The sequence below is a fragment of the Acidovorax sp. LjRoot74 genome (assembly GCF_964254355.1).
Classification (GTDB): Bacteria; Pseudomonadota; Gammaproteobacteria; order Burkholderiales; family Burkholderiaceae_C; genus Acidovorax.
Genome location: NZ_CAXUTI020000001.1, coordinates 4,157,773 through 4,176,199 on the forward strand (window position 1 = coordinate 4,157,773; position 18,427 = coordinate 4,176,199).

Below are 18,427 nucleotides of genomic sequence, written 5' to 3' on the forward strand. Positions count from 1 at the left end.
GGAGAAACACCATGGTCAGTGCCGTTTTTCACTCCCCCGTGGATGCAGCCCCCATGGGGGCTGCACAGAATGCTATGAATAATGTAGCTACAAACGCTTTACCAGTAGGCGCAAGGGCCCAGAAAACCTTGAATCCTGCACCCGCAGCCAAGGCAACGACCGCGCCCGGCGCCACAGCACCTGCCGCGCCTGCCGCACGCGACTGGGCGGCGCTCTCGCGCAGCTTCTGGCTGGCCGTGCTGCCGCCGCTGTGTGGCCTGGGCCTGCTGGTCGGCCTGTGGGCGGTGGTCTCCACCACCACGGGCGGCAGCATCCCCAGCCCGATGGAGACGTGGAAACAGGCGCTGGACATCTTCAGCAACCCGTTCTACCGCAACGGCCCCAACGACCAGGGCGTGGGCTGGAACGTGCTGATGTCGCTGGAGCGCGTGGCGATCGGCTTTGGCATGGCGGCGCTGGTGGGCATTCCAGCGGGCTTCGTGATCGGGCGCTTCAACTTCCTGTCGCGCATGTTCAACCCGCTCATCAGCCTGCTGCGGCCCGTGTCGCCGCTGGCCTGGCTGCCCATCGGCCTGCTGGTCTTCAAGGGCGCCAACCCCGCCGCCATCTGGACCATCTTCATCTGCTCCATCTGGCCCATGATCATCAACACCGCCGTGGGCGTGCAACGCGTGCCGCAGGACTACATGAACGTGGCCCGGGTGCTGAACCTGAGCGAGTGGAAGATCGCCACCAAGATCCTCTTCCCCGCTGTGCTGCCCTACATGCTGACCGGCGTGCGCCTGGCCGTTGGCACCGCGTGGCTGGTGATCGTGGCGGCCGAGATGCTGACCGGCGGCGTGGGCATCGGCTTCTGGGTGTGGGACGAGTGGAACAACCTCAACGTCAAGAACATCATCATCGCGATCTTCGTGATCGGCATCGTCGGGCTGGTGCTGGAGTTTGCACTCATCAAGCTGGCCACAGCATTTACGTTTGAAGAGGTCAAAACTTGACCCACCCCTGAGCCGCGCCTGCGGCGCGTCGCCCCCTCAGGGGGCACCACCCGTGGCCCGGCAAAGCCGGTTCCACGGTGGTCCTCGAAGAAACCAGGAGTTCCTCATGCATGCATCTCTCACCACCAAGTTCATCGAAGTCCATGGCGTCGAGCAGACCTTCAAGACGGCCAAGGGCTTGTTCCCCGCGCTGCGCGACATCAACCTGACCATTGCCAAGGGCGAGTTCGTGGCACTGATCGGCCACTCGGGCTGCGGCAAGTCCACGCTGCTCAACCTGATCGCGGGCCTGACCACGCCCACCAATGGCGCGCTGCTGTGCGCCAACAAGGAGATCAAGGGCCCGGGGCCTGAGCGCGCGGTGGTGTTCCAGAACCACTCACTGCTGCCCTGGCTGACCTGCTTCGACAACATCTACCTGGCGGTGGAGCGCGTGTTTGGCGGCAAGGAAACCAAGGCCCAGCTCAAGGCCCGCACCGATGCTGCGCTGGCGCTCGTGGGCCTCACGCCCGCAGGCCAAAAGCGCCCCGGCGAAATCTCGGGCGGCATGAAGCAGCGAGTGGGCATTGCCCGGGCGCTGAGCATGGAGCCCCAGGTGCTGCTGATGGACGAGCCCTTTGGCGCGCTCGACGCCCTGACACGCGCCAAGCTGCAGGATGAGCTGCTGGAGATCGTTGCACGCACCCAAAGCACGGTGGTGATGGTGACCCACGATGTTGACGAGGCCGTGCTGCTGTCCGACAAGATCGTGATGATGACCAACGGCCCCGCAGCCACGATTGGCGAAGTGCTGACCGTAGACCTGCCCCGCCCCCGCAAACGCGTGGAGCTGGCCGAAGACCCGCAGTACGTGCACTACCGCAAGGCGGTGATCGACTTCCTCTACACCCGCCAGGGCCACGTCGAAAAAGCCGCCTGAGCGGCCGGGCCGGCAGCGGCCCAGACAACCAAAACAAAAGGGCTCTGGCCAGATCGGTCAGAGCCCTTTTTCGTTACATCCCCACGGCAGGGCCATCGCACGCGCGCAGCTCCAGACCAGTGCCCCCGCGCAAGGACCGCCCCGCCGCGTTGGGTGCGTCCCCCTTCCAGGGGGAAGGCGCCGCAGGCGACTCAGGGGGTCGTCAATGGCTACCGGTGATGTACTGCTCCAGCTGTTCGATGATGAATTTTTGCTCGGAGATGATGTCCTTCACCAAGTCTCCAATCGAGATCATGCCGACCAGCTTGTCATTGGCGTCCACCACCGGGAGGTGGCGCATGCGGCCCGTGCTCATGATCTGCATGCACTGCTCGCTGGTCTGGTCGGGCCGCACAAAACGAACGGCGGACGTCATCACATCCCGCACCTGCGTGACGGACGAAGTGCGCCCCATGAGGGCTATCTTGCGGGCGTAGTCCCGCTCCGTGAAGATGCCCACGATGGCCTCGCCCTCGGTCACCAGCAGGGCACCAATGCCCTTGTCGGCCATGAGCTTGAGCGCATCAAACACCAGGGCCGTGGGGGCGATGGTGTGCACGATGGCATCGGGTTTGGATTGAAGAATCTTGGCGACGCTGGTCATGGGAACCTCCCTCGTGAGAACTGAAACAGGCAGAGAACGTCAACACGTTCTAGGTTATTTCAGCCCATAAGCCCCGCGCGCGCAACCCGCGCAAGCCCGATTTGCCGAGGTTTTTTGGCCCCTGTGTAGCGGCTGCGATGCATATGTTTCGCCACTGTTGCATTCGGCGGAACGCGAAACAAACTGAAAAGAACCGAAACGGTGACGAGACGACGCAAAGTCGGCCACTGGGCACGATACAGCCCATGTCCAACGCACTCCGAAAGGATCCACCGCCCACTTTCCTGGCCCCCGCGCCCACCGCTTGCGCCCCCACCGGCCTTGTCGCCGCACAGGAAACAAGCACCTGGATTGTTTCCAATACCGGAACAGTTAATTCGCGACCAGATGGTTTTTCCCTGAACACCATCGGCGTACAGTTCAACCCATCGATGAGCCGATCCCGCAAGGCGACTCACCGAACCCAGGGTTGAGACAGTTTTTGTTTTGTTTTTCTCCTGGTTTTTTGAGACGCTTTTTTAAAGGACTTATCCATCATGAACAACACCGCACGTTTCCTCTCCATCGCCGCTGTCGCTGCTTTCGCCTCTTTCGGCGCCCAGGCTGACGAAGCCGATGCTTCGCAATTCGCCACCAAGTTCGAAACGAACCGCACCCGCGCTGAAGTGGCTGCCGAAGCCGCCACTGTGGCCCAGACCCGCAGCATTGAGCCTGCAGGTTCGCGCGTCGTGACCTACAAGAGCACCGCTGACCGCGCTGCTGTGCGTGCCCAGGCTGCTGAAGCTGTGCGCACTGGCCAGATTCCTTCGGGTGAGCAAGGCTGAGCTGGATCCGCTGGATTCACCGCCCCTCACTGACCTGATTGCTTGAACCCCATTTTTTGAATTTCACCGGAGTTTCACCATGAACAACACCGCCCGTTTCCTGTCCATCGCCGCTGTGGCTGCTTTCGCTTCTTTTGGTGCCCAGGCTGACGAAGCCGATGCTTCGCAGTACGCCACCAAGTTCGAAACCAACCGCACCCGCGCTGAAGTACAAGTCGAAGCCTCGGCCGTGCCCCAGACCAGCGGTGCCATCCCCGTCGGTTCCCGCGCTCTGGTTTACACCTCCACAGCTGACCGCAACGCGGTGAACGCCCAGGCTGCTGAAGCCCTGCGCACCGGCAAGATCTCTTCGGGCGAAATCGGCTCGCTGTAAAGAGCCCGGCCCGCGCTGCCAGGCAGTGGGGGCACAGAAGAGTTGCCAATGCAAAAAGGCTGGGGACCCGCAAGGGTCCCCAGCCTTTTGTCTTGTATCGGAGGAAACAAGGGCGCTGCTGCAGCGGCGCCCTTGCGTCGGTTACTTGCCAGCGCGTGCTTGCGCCACAGCGCCCTGCACATCCTTCCACAGGCTTTCGCCCACATTGGCGGCGATGCTGGCGTTCACGGCAGCCAGCTTTTCGCGCATGCGGTTGGCTTCGGCGGCGGGCAGTTCATTGACCTGCATGCCCTTGCCCTTGAGGTCGGCCAGCGCCTTGTCGGCCTCGGCGCGGGTGTCCTGGCGCTCGAAGTCACGGCTCTTCTTGGCGGCATCGAGCAGCACCTTCTGCTCGGCCTTGGAGAGGCCGTCCCAATACTTCTTGCTGACCAGCACGATCCAGGGGCTGTAGACGTGGTTGGTCACGGTGAGGTACTTCTGCACCTCATAGAACTTGCTCGACAGGATGGTGTTGTAGGGGTTCTCCTGGCCGTCCACCGTCTTGGTTTCCAGCGCGGTGAAGAGTTCGGAGAACGGCAGCGGCACGGCATTGGCGCCTAGGGTCTTGAAGCTGTCAAGGAACACGTTGTTCTGCATCACGCGCAGCTTGATGCCGTCCATGTCTTCGAGCTTGTTGACGGGGCGCTTGCTGTTGGTGAGGTTGCGGAAACCGTTCTCCCAGTACACCAGGCCCACCAGGCCTTTTTCCTGCAGCTTGTCCATCACCTTCTGTCCCACGGGGCCGTCCAGCACCACATCAGCCTCCTTGGCGTTGTTGAACAGGAACGGGGTGTCCCAGATCGCCATTTCCTTGGTGATGCCCACCAGGGTGGCGGTGGAGCCGACCATCATCTCCTGCGCGCCGCCGATCAGGGCCTGCTGCATCTGCACGTCCGAGCCCAGCGCGGCGGCGCCAATGGCACGCACCTTCATCTTGCCGCCCGAGGCTTTTTCGACCTCTTCGGCAAACAGCTTGGTGGCACGGCCCTGGTTGGACACCTCGTTCAGGCCATAGCCAAAACGGATGATGCGCGGCTTGAAGTCTTGCGCTGCGGCCTGGAACGAGCAAGTGATGGCAGCGACCGACAGGGCGGCCAGCAGGGTACGACGGAAAGTTTTCATGGTTGTCTCCATTGTGGTGAGGGAGTGAGGAACAGAGGAAAAGGAATCAAAGGGCATAGATGACCGATACCGGCGCGGCCTAGGCCAGTGCCCCCGCGCAAGGGCCGCCCCGCCGCGCTGGGGGCGTCCCCCTCCCGCATTGCGCAGCAATGCGAGAGAGGGGTGAAGGCGCGAAGCGACACAGGGGGTGCTTCATCTCAACCAGACGACAGGCGCAGTCACGATCTGCGGAAACACGACCAGCAGCGCCAGAATCAGCACGTAGGTGATGAGAAAAGGATTCACGCCCTTGATGACGCTGTGCATCGAGATGCGCCCCACCCCGGCCACCACGTTGAGCACCGTGCCCACCGGCGGGGTGATGAGGCCGATGGCGCCGTTGAGCACGAACATCAGGCCGAAGTACACCGGGTCGATCCCCGCCTTGACGGCGATGGGCAGCATCACGGGCGCAAAGATCAGGATGGTGGGCGTGAGGTCCAGCGCCGTGCCGATGAGCACCAGCACGATCATCATCACGGCCATCAGGAGGCGCGGGTTTTCCACCAGCGGGCCCAGCCAGCTGGTCAGTACATTGGGCAGGTCGGCCAGCGTGATCATGTAGCTGGCCACCTGGGCGCCAGCGCACAAGAACATCACGATGGAGGTCGTCTTGGCTGCACGCACCAGCACGCCATAGATGTCGGCCAGCTTCATTTCGCGGTGGATGAACAGCGCCACCACCAGTGCGTAGAACGCGGCCACCACGGCGGCCTCGGTGGGGGTGAACACACCGGTCTTCATGCCGCCGATGATGATGAGCGGCATCAGCATGGCCCAGAAGGCGCGCACCGTGGAGCGCAGGCGGTCCTTGATGGGCAAGGGCTCGCCCTGGGGAAGGTCCATGCCACGCAGCACCCAGCGCCAGGCAAAGATGAGGCCCATGCCCATCATCAGCCCCGGCACGATGCCCGACACAAACAGCGCCGAGATCGAGGTGTTGGTCGTCACGCCATAGATCACGAAGGGCATGGACGGAGGAATGATTGGGGCAATGATGCCGCCCGAGGCAATCAGCCCGGCAGACGTGTTCATGGGGTAGCCCTGCTGCCGCATCATGGGCAGCAGAATGGTGGCCAGCGCGGCGGTGTCGGCCAGGGCCGAGCCGCTCATGCTCGCCATGAGCACCGCAGCGCCAATGGCCACGTAACCCAGCCCGCCCCGGATGTGCCCCACCCAGGCCTGCGCCATGTCGATGATGCGGCGGCTGATGCCACCCGAATTCATCAGCTCACCGGCCAGGATGAAGAAAGGCACGGCCAGCAGCGGAAAGCTGTCCACCCCCGCCACCAGGTTCTGGGCGAGCAACTGCGCATCCCAGAAGTCGAGCACCCAGGCCATGCCTGCGCCCGTAAGCACCAGGGCGAGGCCCATGTTCATGCCGGTGCCCATCAGCACCAGCATGCCCAGCGAAAAGACCACAAAGGCCAAGGCTTCAGGCGTCAGTCCGAACATCACTCCACCTCCGCGCCGTGGCCCAGGTCCAAGGGCTTGCGTTGAATCAATTCAATGGTCGCCATCACCCCGATGGCCACCGCACACAAAAAGGCCGGCAGTGGCAGCAAGGCCGCCGGGTAGGCCATGACCACCGAGCGGCTGCCCATGCCCACCACCACCTGCTGCCAGGCCCCCCAGGCCAGCATGGCGCAGGCCGCCATCACCAGCAGGCGAATGGCGGCCGTGAGCACGCCAAACGCCACGGGGCGCTTGGCCAGCAGGCCCGCCAGGCTGGTGAAGGCCATGTGCTCGCCTGCCGGGTAGGCGGCGGCAGCGCCGATGAACACCATCCAGACGAACAGCAGGCGCGACAGCTCTTCACTGGCCGCCACGCCGCTGCCAAAGCCGTAGCGCAGCACCACGTTGATGAACACGGCCACGGCCATCACACCCAGGCAGCTGGCCATGAGCACCTGGGAGACCCGGGCAAAGCGGCTTTGCGGCACGGCATCTTGTGCGGGGGAACTCATGCGGTCTCCTTTGTGGCCAGCCAGGCCGAGGCCTGCTGCTGCAGGGTGGGCAGGTCCCTCAGGGCATCCAGGCGCAGCACGCCGGTTTCGCCTACGGGGGATTCCAGCGTGGCGAACTGGCTGTCCACCAGCGCGCTGGAGAAAAAATGTGTGCCCGCACGCGCAGCTACGCGCTGGCCTGCATGGGTGCGGTCGATCTCAAGAAAAACAAAGCGCAGGCCCGGGCAGGCGCTGCGCAGCCTGTCGCGGTACGCCTTCTTGAGCGCTGAGCAGGTCAGCACCACACCCTGCGGCTGCGCCTGCAGCAGTTGCCCCAGCGTGCCCAGCCAGCCCTCGCGGTCGGCGTCGGTCAGCGCAATACCCTGGCGCATTTTTTCGCGGCTGGCGGAGCTGTGGTGGTCGTCCCCTTCGATGAGGGGCAGGCCTTCGGCCTGGGCCAGGGCAGCGCCCAGGCTGGACTTGCCACAACCGGCCACCCCCATGACGACCAGATAAACCGATGACGGCGTAAAACTCATACTGGTAGCGCTATCCAATGAATCCAAAAAAATGCATCTCTGCAGATGCCTCCAAAATGCGAGCAATGATTCGGCCAACATGCCAAAAAACACGCCAACTGTCTTGCCCAGGCTTTTGGACAGCGCTATCCTAACCAGATCAACACCCATCCCAATGAGGGTTAACCCTTGAATAAATCCGAGACCCGGCGCCGATCCAGCGGGCGCATCACGCTGAGCGACGTGGCCAAGGCGGCGGGCGTCAGCCCCATCACGGCATCCCGCGCCCTGCGCGGCGAGCGCGGCGTGGCCCAAGAACTGGTGCAACGGGTCAAGGACGCGGCCCAGCAGCTGGGTTATGTGCCCGACCCGGCCGCGCGCGCGCTGGCCTCGCAACGCAGCGTGCAGGTGCCGGTGCTGGTGCCCCTGCTGTCCAACGCGCTGTTTGTGGACGTGCTCGAATCCGTGCACCGCACCCTGTTCCCCGAGGGCTACCAGGCCCTGATCGGCGTGACGCACTACGACCCGCAGGAAGAAGAACAACTGCTGCGCACCTACCTCGCCCACCGCCCGGCGGGCCTGCTGGTCACCGGCTTTGACCGCACCGAGGCCGCGCGCCAACTGATTGCGGCCAGCGGTGTGCCCTGCGTGCACCTGATGGAGATGACCCCGGCCCCCTGCGTGTTCTGCGTGGGGTTTTCGCAGCAGGACGCGGGCCACAGCATGACGGCCCACCTGCTGGAGCGCGGCTATAAAAACGTGGCCTTTGTGGCCGCCCAGCTCGACCCGCGCACCATGCAGCGCGCCGAGGGCTATCGCCGCTGCCTGCGTGAAGCAGGCCGGTACGACCCCAAGCTGGAACTGCTAAGCCCGCAGCCCTCATCGATGCGCCTGGGCGGTGAACTGCTGGAGGAGCTGCTGCGCACCCGCCCCGGCGTGGATGCCATCTTCTTCTGCAACGACGACCTGGCCCAGGGCGGCCTACTGGCTGCGCAGCGCCTGGGCCTGTCGGTACCCGGCCAGGTGGCGATTGCGGGCTTCAACGACCTGGCGGGCAGCGACCAGATGCTGCCGCCCCTGACCACCGTGCGCACGCCACGCTCTGCCGTGGGCGAGGCCAGCGCACGCATGCTGCTGGCGCTGATGCGCGGCGAGGTACCGGAGCACAACTCGGTGAATCTGGGGTTTGAGCTGACCATTAGAAGCAGCACCTGAGATCGCGAATCTGCAGTGCCGCCCTCGGACTTGCTATCCGCGGGCTCCAGTCCCCGCGCGGCCACTTCACACCGCCGCCAGCGCCCTGCTGGATGACGAACCACCCTGACCCTTCATCTCCTTGCGCAGCGCCACCGCATCGCGCGCCTGCGACGGCGCCGAGGCGTCGATGCGGAACACCCGCACCGTCTCGGTCATGGTCTGCGCCTGGCCATTGAGCTGCATGGCCGAGGCGGCGTTTTCCTCCACCAGCGCTGCGTTCTGCTGCGTGATGGTGTCCAGTTGCGCCACGGCCGAGTTGACCTGCGAGATGCCGCTGAGCTGCTCATTCGATGCACTGTGGATCTCGCCGATCAGCGTGTTCACGCGGCGCACCAAGTCCAGCGACTCGGTCATGGTCTTTTGCGCGGCATCGGTCTTCTCGTGGCCTTCGCTTACCTTGTTGGCCGAGTCGTCGATGAGCTGGCGGATTTCCTTGGCGGCGGACTGCGTGCGGTGCGACAGGCTGCGCACCTCCGAGGCCACCACGGCAAACCCGCGCCCCTGCTCGCCCGCACGCGCTGCTTCCACGGCGGCGTTCAGCGCAAGGATGTTGGTCTGGAACGCGATGGAGTCGATGAGCTGCGTGATCTCGCTGATGCGGCCGGATGCGGCCTGGATCTGCTTCATGGTGTCGGCCACACCGTCTACGGCGCTGCTGCTGCGCTCGGTGACCTGGGTGGCCTGTGTGGCCAGCACCGTGGCCTGGCGGGCGGATTCGGCGGTCTGCTTGACAGTGCCGGTGATCTCTTCCATTGACGCTGCGGTCTGCTGCAGGTTGCTGGCTTGCGCCTCGGTGCGGGACGACAGGTCCTGGTTGCCCTGCGCGATCTCGCGGGTGGAGACCTGCATGTGTTCGCTCTCCTGCCGCGCATCGCGCACGATGGACAACAGGTTCACATTGAGCTGCGCCAGCGCCTTCTGCAGCTGCCCGACCGTATCGGTGCGCGAGGCTGAAAACTTTTGCGTGAGGTCGCCCGCCGCCATGCGGTTGGCCCAGCGCAGCATTTCCACCAGGGGCAGCACCGTGGCCCGGTGCAGGTAAGCAGCCATCGCAATGGCGGCCACCACCACACCCGCCCAGGCCACACCCGAACCCAGCGTCATCACGTGCCCGCCCAGCGCGGCAGCCCCCCACGACAGGAGGACCAGCAGCAGGGTGCACAGCGCAATCTTGCCCAGAGGCCCCGGCTGCAGCGCCATCATCAGGCGGCCCATGAAGGTGTCGGTGATCAGTTGCCCACCGCGCAGCACATGCACCAGCCTGCCCGCCTGCTTTTCGGCCTGCATGGTGCGGTAGAGCTGGTCGGCCCCCTGGATCTGTTCGCGCGTGGCTTCGGTGCGCACCGACATGTAGCCCGTGGGCTGGTCGCCCTGCATGAGCGGCGTGACGTTGGCCATGACCCAGTAGAACGAGCCGTCCTTGCGCCGGTTCTTGACCGGTGCCGACCAGGGGATGCCTTTGGCGATGGTCTCCCACATGTCGCGGAAGGCCTCCTCGGGCATGTCCGGGTGCCGGATCATGTTGTGGGGCTGGCCCAGGAGCTCTTCTTTTTCGTAGCCGCTGACCTCGATGAACATCGGGTTGCAGTACAGGATGCGACCTTTGAGGTCTGTGGTGGAGACCAAGGTTTGGCCCTTGGGAAAAGCATACTCATGCTGACTGACCGGAAGATTTATTCTCATCGGAAAACTCCTAGAAAAGATTTGCTTCTGCACCGTTACTGGTCCCGCGTGAGAACCATCTTATAGATGCAACTGTGACAAAAGCAAACGTTAATTGCGCAGTTTCACGGGCACCGCGACACCAAATTTTGAAAAAAATGATAATTTACATTGATGATAAGTCATAAATATCATTTTTACAATATTCAAAATGACAAACGCAGGTGCACCCAACAGGGACTGACGCCCCAGCGCCCCAACGTGGGGCGCCACACGGCAACGAAAGCGCCCACGCATGCCGCCGTACGCATGCACGAAGTCCGTCGGCTCGCCGGAACGGTTGGCCGCAGGCACAACTTTGGTGCAGATAGAACTGGCACAGGCATTGCAAGCGCCCCACGCAGTGGCCCTTGAAGGGGCTGCGCACGCCCTGTGCAACGGCGCACGAAGGGCGGCAAGGACAAAGGCGTTCACACCTGCTGCTTTGGTACACCCATGCAGCCGGTGAGAACGCCTTTTTTGTTTTGTGGCCGACGAAGGCCATGAACAACGCTACCTCTCACTTGTGCGACATCTCATGCTCTCATTCAGGCAGTTTCTGCGCTCCGGCCACGCCCCCACGCTGTGGTCGTCCTTCCTCTACTTCGGTTTCTCGTGCGCTGTCTGGGTGATCAACGGTGCCATGGCGCCGTTCATCCGAGACAGCTTCCAGCTCACGCCCACACAGATGGGCATGATGCTGTCCATCCCCATCTTTGCCGGTGCGCTGATGCGCTTTCCGCTGGGCATCCTGGCGCAGTACATCGGGCGCAAGAACGCCACGCTGGTCGAGATGGCGGGCATCTTCGTGGCCATGGGCTACGGCTACCTGTTTGTGCACGACTACGGCGACCTGCTGGCCATGGGCATCCTGCTGGGCGTGGCCGGGGCCAGCTTTGGCGTGGCGCTGTCGCTGGGCTCGGGCTCCTTCCCGCCACGGTACAAGGGCCTGGCCATGGGCATCGTGGGCGCGGGCAACGTGGGCACGGCCGTGGCCGCCCTGCTGGCCCCCGCGCTGGCGCAGAAGTTCGGATGGCAGGCCGTGTACGGCTTTGCCGCCGTGAGCGTGGCCGTGCCCGCGATCGTGATGGCGGTCTTTGCCAAGGAGCCCACCGACCTGGCAGCCCACTCGACCTTCCGCGAACACATTGCCTGCCTGTTTGAAAAAGACGGCTGGGCGTTCAGCCTGATCTATGCCGTGACCTTTGGCGGCTTCATCGGCCTGACCACCTTTTTGCCCAGCTACTTCTACGACCAGTTCCACGTGAGCAAGGTGCAGGCAGGCCAGCTCACCATGCTGGCGGCCTTTCTGGGTGCAGCGCTGCGCATCTTTGGCGGCTGGCTGTCGGACCACTGGGGCGGCGTGAACACGCTCACCGCTGTGCTGGCCATCACGGCTGTGAGCATGGTGCTGTGTGGCCTGGCCGAGAACTCGCTGCCCGTCACCATGCTGCTCTTCCTGGTGTGTTTTGCAGCGCTGGGCGCAGGCAATGGCGCCCTCTTCCAGCTGGTGCCCCTGCGCTGGCCGCTGACCACGGCCGTGGCCGGCTCGATGATTGGCGAGATCGGCGCCCTGGGCGGCGGCCTGATCCCCAGCGGCATGGGCATCTCGCGCCAGTACACCGGCACCTATCTTTGGGGCTTCGTGGGCATTGCTGTGTGCGCTCTGGCCATGCTGGTGCTGCTGCGGGTAATGCAGATCCGCTGGACGCGGACATGGGCGGAGAAGGGTGGACGTGCGCGCAGCGCATGACTTGCGTTAAGCAAGTAAGCCCGATAGCGCTTGCCGAACTTTCGCTAAAAGGGGGACGCGCGCGCAGCGCATGACCGGCGCCAGCGTTGCCCCCTGAAACTCCCTCTCCCCTCGCGGGAGAGGGTTGGGGAGAGGGGGTAGCAGCGCCCCAAGGAAAGCACCCTCTCCCCCCGCCCTCTCCCGCAAGGGGAGAGGGAGCCCGCAGGCAGTGCCCTGTGAAAGAGACTGCTACCCACCGTGGCGCACACCCAAACAAGACGGCGTGTTGCTGAAGATTCAAGCAAAAAATGGCTCTTCCGCCTTCTGCATAAGCACTTACAGCTACATTTTCAGGAGCAAATCCAGCTCCCCAGTACTACCTCGGCAAGAACAGCACCCAGTAGATCAACAGCAGGTTCACCAGCACGCTCACCGCCAGCGCGATCTTCCACAAGGCCGTGGCGTCGCGCTGCATCAGCGGCTGCGGGCCGGGGGCTGACAAGGGGCGGGATGCGCCGCGCTCCAGCGCCAGCAGCAGCTCCTCGGCCGTTTCAAAGCGTTGTGTGCGCTGGCGCGCCACGGCCTTCAGGGCGATCTGGTCGAGCCAGATGGGCACGCCGGGGTTGTGGCGGCTGGGGGCCACCGGGTCGCGGTGGTAGCGGCCCAGCTGGTACTGCACCACCTCGCCATAAGGCAGGCGGCCGTGGCTCAGCAGCTGGTAGAGCGTGACGCCCAGCGCAAACAGGTCGCTGCGCGCGTCGGGCAGTTGCCCCTCGGTATCGCCGCTTTTTTCATAGCCGGGCCACTGTTCGGGGTTCATGTAGCTGGGCGTGCCCGCGTGCAGTTGGCGCGTGGCCTCGGGCTCGCGGCCCGACAGGGCCACGCCCAGGTCCAGCACGCGCAGCACACCGTCGTCACCCAGGTGCAGGTTGTCGGGTTTGATGTCGCGGTGCACCACGCCCTGGCGGTGCAGCCAGCCCAGCACGCGCGCGGCCTGCACCACCACCGACACGGCCTGCGGCACCGGCAGGTGCTGGCGGCTGCGCAGGCGTTGGCCCAGGGTTTCGCCCGCGTGCCAGTCGTACAGCAGGTAGAAGGCGCTGGCACCCTCGCCCCCCCTTCCATCGCCGTCCTGCCCGTCGCCCGCAGGCCAGGTGTTGAGCCGCGCCAGATGGGCTGCAGCCTGGCCCGACTGCATGCGTCGCGCCACCCAGGCCTCGTGCGCGAGCGTGGCGCGCTCTTCGGCATCGTGGGCACGCGTGGGCAGCAGGGTCTTGAGCGCATACAGGCGCTGCGTGGCGCCGTCGCGCACCTGGTACAACCGGTGGATGCCGTTGTCGGCCACGATGGCCGTGACCGTGAGGCCGTCCACGGTGTCGCCCACCTTGAGCAGGGGCAGCACGGGCAGGTCCTGCGCGCGGCGGGACTCGTCCTGCAGCGTGGCCTCCAGCGCGCCCTGCACCTGCACCACCAGGGCCGTGACGTTGTCGCTGCTGCCCCGGCGCAGCGCGGCCTGCACCAGCTCGTCGCTGAGCGCCTGGGCCGCCACGCCCTCCTGGCGCAGCAGTTGCCGCAGCTCGCGCTCGGGCAGGCTGCCGTGCACACCATCGGACAGCAGCACGAACAGGTCGCCGCTGTGCAGCTCGCCCTGGCTGTAGTCCACCACCACATGGTCATCGAGCCCCATGGCGCGGGTGAGCTGGTGCGCAAAGTCGCGCTGCGCCATCACATGGTCGGCCGTGAGCAGCTGCAGGCGCCCGCCGCGCAGCAGGTAGGCGCGGGTGTCGCCCACATGGGCCAGGGTGTACGACTGGCCGCGCAGCACCAGCGCCGTGAGCGTGGTCAGGCCCACGGCAGGCTGGCGGCGCCGGTTCATGGAGGCGAGCCAGCCGTTGTGGGCGTTCAGGATGCGGTCCAGCGCCACGGTGGTGTCCCAGGTCTCGGGGGTGGCGAAGTAGTCGCCGACCAGGGTGCTCACCGTGGTCTGCGCGGCCTCGCGGCCCTTGCCGCCCGTGCTCACACCATCGGCAATGGCGGCAATGGCGCCGCGCTCGCGGTCGCGCCCCTGCCCCACCACCAGGGCGGCGAAGTCCTCATTCACCTCGTTGCGGCCCGCCAGTGAGGCCTGGCCCACATCCAGTTCAAAGCTCATGCACCAGCTCCATGCAGGTTTTGTGCCCAAGGTGGTGCATGCCAGGGCCTGCCCGCCCACACATCCCGGCACCCTCGGCAGCCCCCGCCCGGGGCCCGCAGCCCGCACCCACCCCAGATCAGTGCAAAGAGTCTGGCACGGCCATTGCTTAACAAGGGCAAGGGCCGGGCAGGCCCACGCAATTCAGCAGTGCAAAGGCGCACGGAGGAGTTGTACGGACGAAGGCGTCCCCACATGCGGTTTCGAGACCTCGGAGCAGCATCGTGTGGACGCCTTTTTTGTTTTGCGCATCGCCCCGGCGATGGAACCGATGGAGTCATGATGAAGAAGCTCAAACTGGTGATGGTGGGAAACGGCATGGCCGGTGTGCGCACGCTGGAAGAGCTGCTCAAGATCGCCCCCGATCTGTATGACATCACGGTCTTTGGTGCCGAGCCCCACCCCAACTACAACCGCATTCTGCTGTCCCCCGTGCTGGCGGGCGAGCAGACGATTGACGAGATCATCCTCAACGACTGGTCGTGGTACGCCGACAACCACATCACGCTGCACACCGGCTTCACGGTGACCGATGTGGACCGCGTGCGCCGCGTGGTCAGTGCCACCAGCAAGGACGGCACGGTGGTCACCGCCGAATACGACCGCCTGATCCTTGCCACGGGCTCCAACCCCTTCATCCTGCCCATCCCCGGCAAGGACCTCCAGGGCGTTCTGGCCTACCGCGACATCGCCGACACCCAGGCCATGATCGACGCCGCCGCCACCTACAAACACGCTGTTGTCATCGGCGGCGGCCTGCTGGGGCTGGAGGCCGCCAACGGCCTCATGAAGCGCGGCATGCAGGTCACCGTGGTGCATGTGGGCGACTGGCTCATGGAACGCCAGCTCGACGACGTGGCCGGCAAGATGCTGGAGAAGTCGCTGCAGGAGCGCGGCATGCAGTTCCTGATGGGCGCGCAGACGCAGGAGCTGGTGGGCAACGCCGAGGGCCGCGTGGCGGGTGTGAAGTTCAAGGATGGCACCGAGGTGCCCGCCGACCTGGTGGTGATGGCCGTGGGCATCCGCCCCAACACCGCGCTGGCAGAGAAGATGCGCCTGCACGTGAACCGCGGCATTGTGGTGAGCGACACGCTGCAGACCACCACCGACGCTCGCATCTACGCCGTGGGCGAATGCGCCGCGCACCGGGGCATTGCCTATGGCCTGGTGGCCCCGCTGTTCGAGCAGGGCAAGGTGCTGGCCAACCATTTGGCAGAGTTCGGCATTGGGCGCTACCAGGGCTCGCTCACATCCACCAAGCTCAAGGTCACGGGCATCGACCTGTTCAGCGCGGGTGACTTCCAGGGCGGCGAAGGCACCGAAGAGATCGTGATGAGCGACCCATTTGGTGGCGTGTACAAGAAGCTGGTGCTCAAGGACGACAAGCTGGTGGGCGCCTGCCTGTATGGCGACACCGTGGACGGCAGCTGGTACTTCAAGCTGCTGCGCGACGGCCGCAGCGTGAGCGACCTGCGCGACAAGCTCATGTTTGGCGAATCGCACCTGGGCGACACCGGCCACCAGGGCCAGAGCAAGGCCGCGGCGATGGAAGACAGCGACGAAGTCTGCGGCTGCAACGGCGTGACCAAGGGCGCGATCTGCAAGGCCATCAAGGACAAGGGCCTGTTCACCCTCGACGAAGTGCGCAAGCACACCAAGGCCAGCGCCAGCTGCGGCTCGTGCACCGGGCTGGTGGAGCAGATCATCATGTTCACGGCGGGCGGCGACTACAGCGCCACGCCCAAGACCAAGGCGATGTGCGGCTGCACCGACCACGGCCACCAGGCCGTGCGTGATGCGATCCGGCACAGCAAGCTGGTCAGCATTGGCGACGTGTTCAAGTTCATGGAATGGAAGACGCCGAGCGGCTGCGCCACCTGCCGCCCGGCCGTCAATTACTACCTCATCAGCACCTGGCCCAAAGAGGCCAAGGACGACCCACAGAGCCGCTTCATCAACGAACGCAGCCACGCCAACATCCAGAAGGATGGCACCTACAGCGTGATCCCGCGCATGTGGGGCGGCGAGACCACGGCCGACGAGCTGCGCCGCATTGCCGACGTGGTGGACAAGTACAAGATTCCCACCGTCAAGGTCACGGGCGGCCAGCGCATCGACCTGCTGGGTGTGAAGAAGGAAGACCTGCAGAACGTCTGGAAGGACATCGGCATGCCCAGCGGCCATGCCTACGCCAAGGCGCTGCGCACCGTGAAGACCTGCGTGGGCAGCGAGTGGTGCCGCATGGGCACCCAGGACAGCACGCAGATGGGCAAGGACCTGGAAAAAGCCATGTGGCGCATGTATGCCCCGCACAAGGTGAAGTTTGCGGTGAGCGGCTGCCCGCGCAACTGTGCCGAGGCGGGCATCAAGGACGTGGGCATCATCGGCGTGGACAGCGGCTGGGAGATGTACGTGGCGGGCAACGGCGGCATCAAGACCGAGGTGGCGCATTTCTTCACCAAGCTGAAAACTGCTGAGGAAGTGCTGGAGTACACCGGCGCGTTCTGCGAGCTGTACCGCCAGGAGGGCTGGTACCTGGAGCGCACCGTGCACTACGTGGACCGCGTGGGCCTCGACTACGTGAAGAAGCGCATCCTCGACGACCACGCAGGCCGCAAGGCGCTGTGGGAGCAGCTGCAATTTGCACTCGATGGCGAACCCGACCCCTGGTTCGAATTTGACAAGGCGGCCGTGGACACGCGCCAGTTCGTGCCCCTGGGCGCCTGATCGGAAGGAAGGAACCCACCATGCAACGCCGTACCCTTCTGACCTCTGCGGGCTACACCACAACCTGGGGCGCCCTGGGCCTTCTGGTGCCTGCGGGCAAGGCCCAGGCCGAGGTGGCCGACCTGAATGACGCCATCAACAAGGCCGGGCGCCAGCGCATGCTGAGCCAGCGCATGGGCAAGGCCTGGCTGGCCCTGGCCCACAAGTCCGACACCCCGGCGGCACGTGCCGTGCTGGAGCAGTCCCTGGCGCTGTTCGAGCGCCAGCTGGGCGAATTGAAGGCCTTTGCGCCCTCCCCCGCCATCCGCGACACCTACGTGAAGCTCGAAGGCGCCTGGGCCGATCACAAGGCCACGCTGATGGGCACCACGCCCTCGCGCGATGGTGTGGCCGCTCTGCTGCAGGCCGACGCCAAGGTGCTGGCCCTGGCCCACCAGGGCACCTCGCAGTACGAGGCCGCGCTGGGCAAGCCCGTGGGCCACCTGGTGAACGTGGCCGGGCGCCAGCGCATGCTGAGCCAGCGCATGGCCAAGTTCTGCCTGTCGGCCATGCTGGGGGTGGACACAGCCGCCGCCACCACCGAGATCGCCAAGGCGCGCGACGAATTCCTCAAGGCCACCGAGCTGCTGCGCAACGCGCCCCAGGCCAATGCCCGCATCCGCCAGGAGCTGCTGCTGGCGGACGGCCAGTGGGTGTTCTTCGACGCCGCGCTGCAGCGCCTGGGCAACGCCAGCAACACCTTCCGCCAGGTGTCCGAAGTGTTTGTGAGCAGCGAAAACCTGCTCGCCAGCATGGACCGCGTGACCGGCATGTACGCCGCACTCGGCACCTGAGCATTGGCTACCGAGTCCGCCCCACACCACCACAACAAAATCCCCAAGGACCACCCCATGACCACGAACCACCCCACCCCCGACTGGAAGCTGATCTGCAGCGTGGACGACATCCCCGTGCTGGGCGCGCGCCGCGTGGCCCGGCCCGCAGGGCTGGACGTGGCGGTGTTCCGCAACGACGCGAACGGCGTGTTTGCGCTGCTGGACCGCTGCCCCCACAAGGGCGGCCCGCTGTCGCAAGGCATTGTGTTCGGCACGCAGGTGGCCTGCCCCCTGCACAACTGGACCATCGGCCTGTGCGACGGCCAGGCGTCGGCCCCCGACGAAGGTTGCACGCCAAAGTTCGCGGTGAAGGTGGAGGACGGTGCGGTGTACCTGGACAGCCATGAACTGGCCACGCTGGCCACCGACCTGACCCGCCCCATTGCAGGGCCTGCGCGGCGAACAGCCACGGCATGAAACGCACAGGCTGTACCGAAGGCGCCGAGCGCCTTTAATGCTACAAATAGTATAGCTATAAGTGTTTTATAGACGCGCGCAAGACCCCAAAAAAGATCACAACTCCAGG

At 64.9% G+C, this 18,427-nt stretch carries 17 protein-coding genes; 9 read left to right on the forward strand and 8 right to left on the reverse strand.

The window, feature by feature from the left end; translation table 11 throughout:
* Positions 1 to 11 precede the first annotated feature (11 nt).
* Positions 12 to 995: a nitrate ABC transporter permease gene (gene ntrB / locus ACSQ3O_RS19835; protein WP_436140186.1), complete on the forward strand. Its 984-nt coding sequence runs from the start codon at positions 12 to 14 to the stop codon at positions 993 to 995.
* A gap of 106 nt (positions 996 to 1,101) precedes the next feature.
* Positions 1,102 to 1,914 (forward strand): ABC transporter ATP-binding protein, encoded by an 813-nt coding sequence (locus ACSQ3O_RS19840; protein WP_436140187.1) that lies wholly within the window; start codon positions 1,102 to 1,104, stop codon positions 1,912 to 1,914.
* Between the two features lie 202 nt (positions 1,915 to 2,116).
* Here ACSQ3O_RS19840 and ACSQ3O_RS19845 read toward each other — a convergent pair whose 3' ends face one another.
* Complete coding sequence (locus tag ACSQ3O_RS19845) at positions 2,117 to 2,557, reverse strand: CBS domain-containing protein (protein WP_137749622.1); 441 nt, start codon at positions 2,555 to 2,557, stop codon at positions 2,117 to 2,119.
* A gap of 536 nt (positions 2,558 to 3,093) precedes the next feature.
* On the opposite strand from ACSQ3O_RS19845, the gene ACSQ3O_RS19850 reads away from it, so the two are divergent.
* Both ACSQ3O_RS19850 and ACSQ3O_RS19855 read left to right on the forward strand, forming a co-directional pair.
* Positions 3,094 to 3,381, forward strand: coding sequence for a DUF4148 domain-containing protein (locus tag ACSQ3O_RS19850; protein ID WP_436140188.1), 288 nt, complete (start codon positions 3,094 to 3,096; stop codon positions 3,379 to 3,381).
* A gap of 79 nt (positions 3,382 to 3,460) precedes the next feature.
* Positions 3,461 to 3,754 carry a DUF4148 domain-containing protein gene (locus ACSQ3O_RS19855; RefSeq protein ID WP_137749624.1) on the forward strand — a complete coding sequence of 98 codons (294 nt, stop codon included), beginning with the start codon at positions 3,461 to 3,463 and terminating at the stop codon, positions 3,752 to 3,754.
* A gap of 141 nt (positions 3,755 to 3,895) precedes the next feature.
* Here ACSQ3O_RS19855 and ACSQ3O_RS19860 read toward each other — a convergent pair whose 3' ends face one another.
* The 4 genes from ACSQ3O_RS19860 to ACSQ3O_RS19875 form a co-directional block, all read right to left on the reverse strand.
* Positions 3,896 to 4,915, reverse strand: a complete 1,020-nt coding sequence (locus tag ACSQ3O_RS19860; protein WP_137749625.1) for a TRAP transporter substrate-binding protein — start codon at positions 4,913 to 4,915, stop codon at positions 3,896 to 3,898.
* A 192-nt stretch (positions 4,916 to 5,107) separates the two neighbouring features.
* The gene (locus ACSQ3O_RS19865) at positions 5,108 to 6,409 is read right to left on the reverse strand and encodes a TRAP transporter large permease (RefSeq protein ID WP_298450414.1); all 1,302 of its coding nucleotides are present in this window, start codon (positions 6,407 to 6,409) and stop codon (positions 5,108 to 5,110) included.
* Positions 6,409 to 6,921, reverse strand: a complete 513-nt coding sequence (locus ACSQ3O_RS19870) for a TRAP transporter small permease (RefSeq protein WP_298450412.1) — start codon at positions 6,919 to 6,921, stop codon at positions 6,409 to 6,411. Before ACSQ3O_RS19870 ends, ACSQ3O_RS19865 begins: the two co-directional genes overlap by 1 nt.
* A complete protein-coding gene (locus ACSQ3O_RS19875; protein WP_436141153.1) occupies positions 6,918 to 7,403 on the reverse strand; it encodes a gluconokinase in 486 nt (161 codons plus the stop codon). The genes ACSQ3O_RS19870 and ACSQ3O_RS19875 overlap by 4 nt, the downstream gene beginning before the upstream one ends.
* A 204-nt stretch (positions 7,404 to 7,607) precedes the next feature.
* Here ACSQ3O_RS19875 and ACSQ3O_RS19880 point away from each other — a divergent pair, with 204 nt between their 5' ends.
* Positions 7,608 to 8,633, forward strand: coding sequence for a LacI family DNA-binding transcriptional regulator (locus ACSQ3O_RS19880; RefSeq protein ID WP_436140189.1), 1,026 nt, complete (start codon positions 7,608 to 7,610; stop codon positions 8,631 to 8,633).
* Between the two features lie 66 nt (positions 8,634 to 8,699).
* Here the strand turns inward: ACSQ3O_RS19880 and ACSQ3O_RS19885 are convergent, their stop codons facing one another.
* A complete protein-coding gene (locus tag ACSQ3O_RS19885; RefSeq protein WP_436140190.1) occupies positions 8,700 to 10,358 on the reverse strand; it encodes a methyl-accepting chemotaxis protein in 1,659 nt (552 codons plus the stop codon).
* A gap of 90 nt (positions 10,359 to 10,448) precedes the next feature.
* The gene (locus ACSQ3O_RS19890; protein WP_436140191.1) at positions 10,449 to 10,691 is read right to left on the reverse strand and encodes a hypothetical protein; all 243 of its coding nucleotides are present in this window, start codon (positions 10,689 to 10,691) and stop codon (positions 10,449 to 10,451) included.
* 223 nt (positions 10,692 to 10,914) lie between these two features.
* Between ACSQ3O_RS19890 and ACSQ3O_RS19895 the strand changes: the two genes are divergently transcribed.
* Positions 10,915 to 12,129, forward strand: a complete 1,215-nt coding sequence (locus ACSQ3O_RS19895; RefSeq protein WP_436140192.1) for an MFS transporter — start codon at positions 10,915 to 10,917, stop codon at positions 12,127 to 12,129.
* 355 nt (positions 12,130 to 12,484) lie between these two features.
* On the opposite strand, the gene ACSQ3O_RS19900 is transcribed toward ACSQ3O_RS19895, so the two are convergent.
* Positions 12,485 to 14,260: a protein kinase domain-containing protein gene (locus ACSQ3O_RS19900; protein WP_436140193.1), complete on the reverse strand. Its 1,776-nt coding sequence runs from the start codon at positions 14,258 to 14,260 to the stop codon at positions 12,485 to 12,487.
* Positions 14,261 to 14,581: 321 nt separating this feature from the next.
* Here ACSQ3O_RS19900 and nirB point away from each other — a divergent pair, with 321 nt between their 5' ends.
* The 3 genes from nirB to nirD are packed head-to-tail and all read left to right on the forward strand — an operon-like array spanning position 14,582 to position 18,318.
* Entirely contained in the window at positions 14,582 to 17,026 is a 2,445-nt protein-coding gene (nirB, locus tag ACSQ3O_RS19905) for a nitrite reductase large subunit NirB (RefSeq protein WP_436140194.1), read from the forward strand.
* A gap of 20 nt (positions 17,027 to 17,046) precedes the next feature.
* Entirely contained in the window at positions 17,047 to 17,859 is an 813-nt protein-coding gene (locus ACSQ3O_RS19910) for a type IV pili methyl-accepting chemotaxis transducer N-terminal domain-containing protein (protein ID WP_436140195.1), read from the forward strand.
* 57 nt (positions 17,860 to 17,916) lie between these two features.
* Positions 17,917 to 18,318 (forward strand): nitrite reductase small subunit NirD, encoded by a 402-nt coding sequence (gene nirD / locus ACSQ3O_RS19915; RefSeq protein WP_436140196.1) that lies wholly within the window; start codon positions 17,917 to 17,919, stop codon positions 18,316 to 18,318.
* The last annotated feature ends 109 nt before the right edge of the window (positions 18,319 to 18,427 follow it).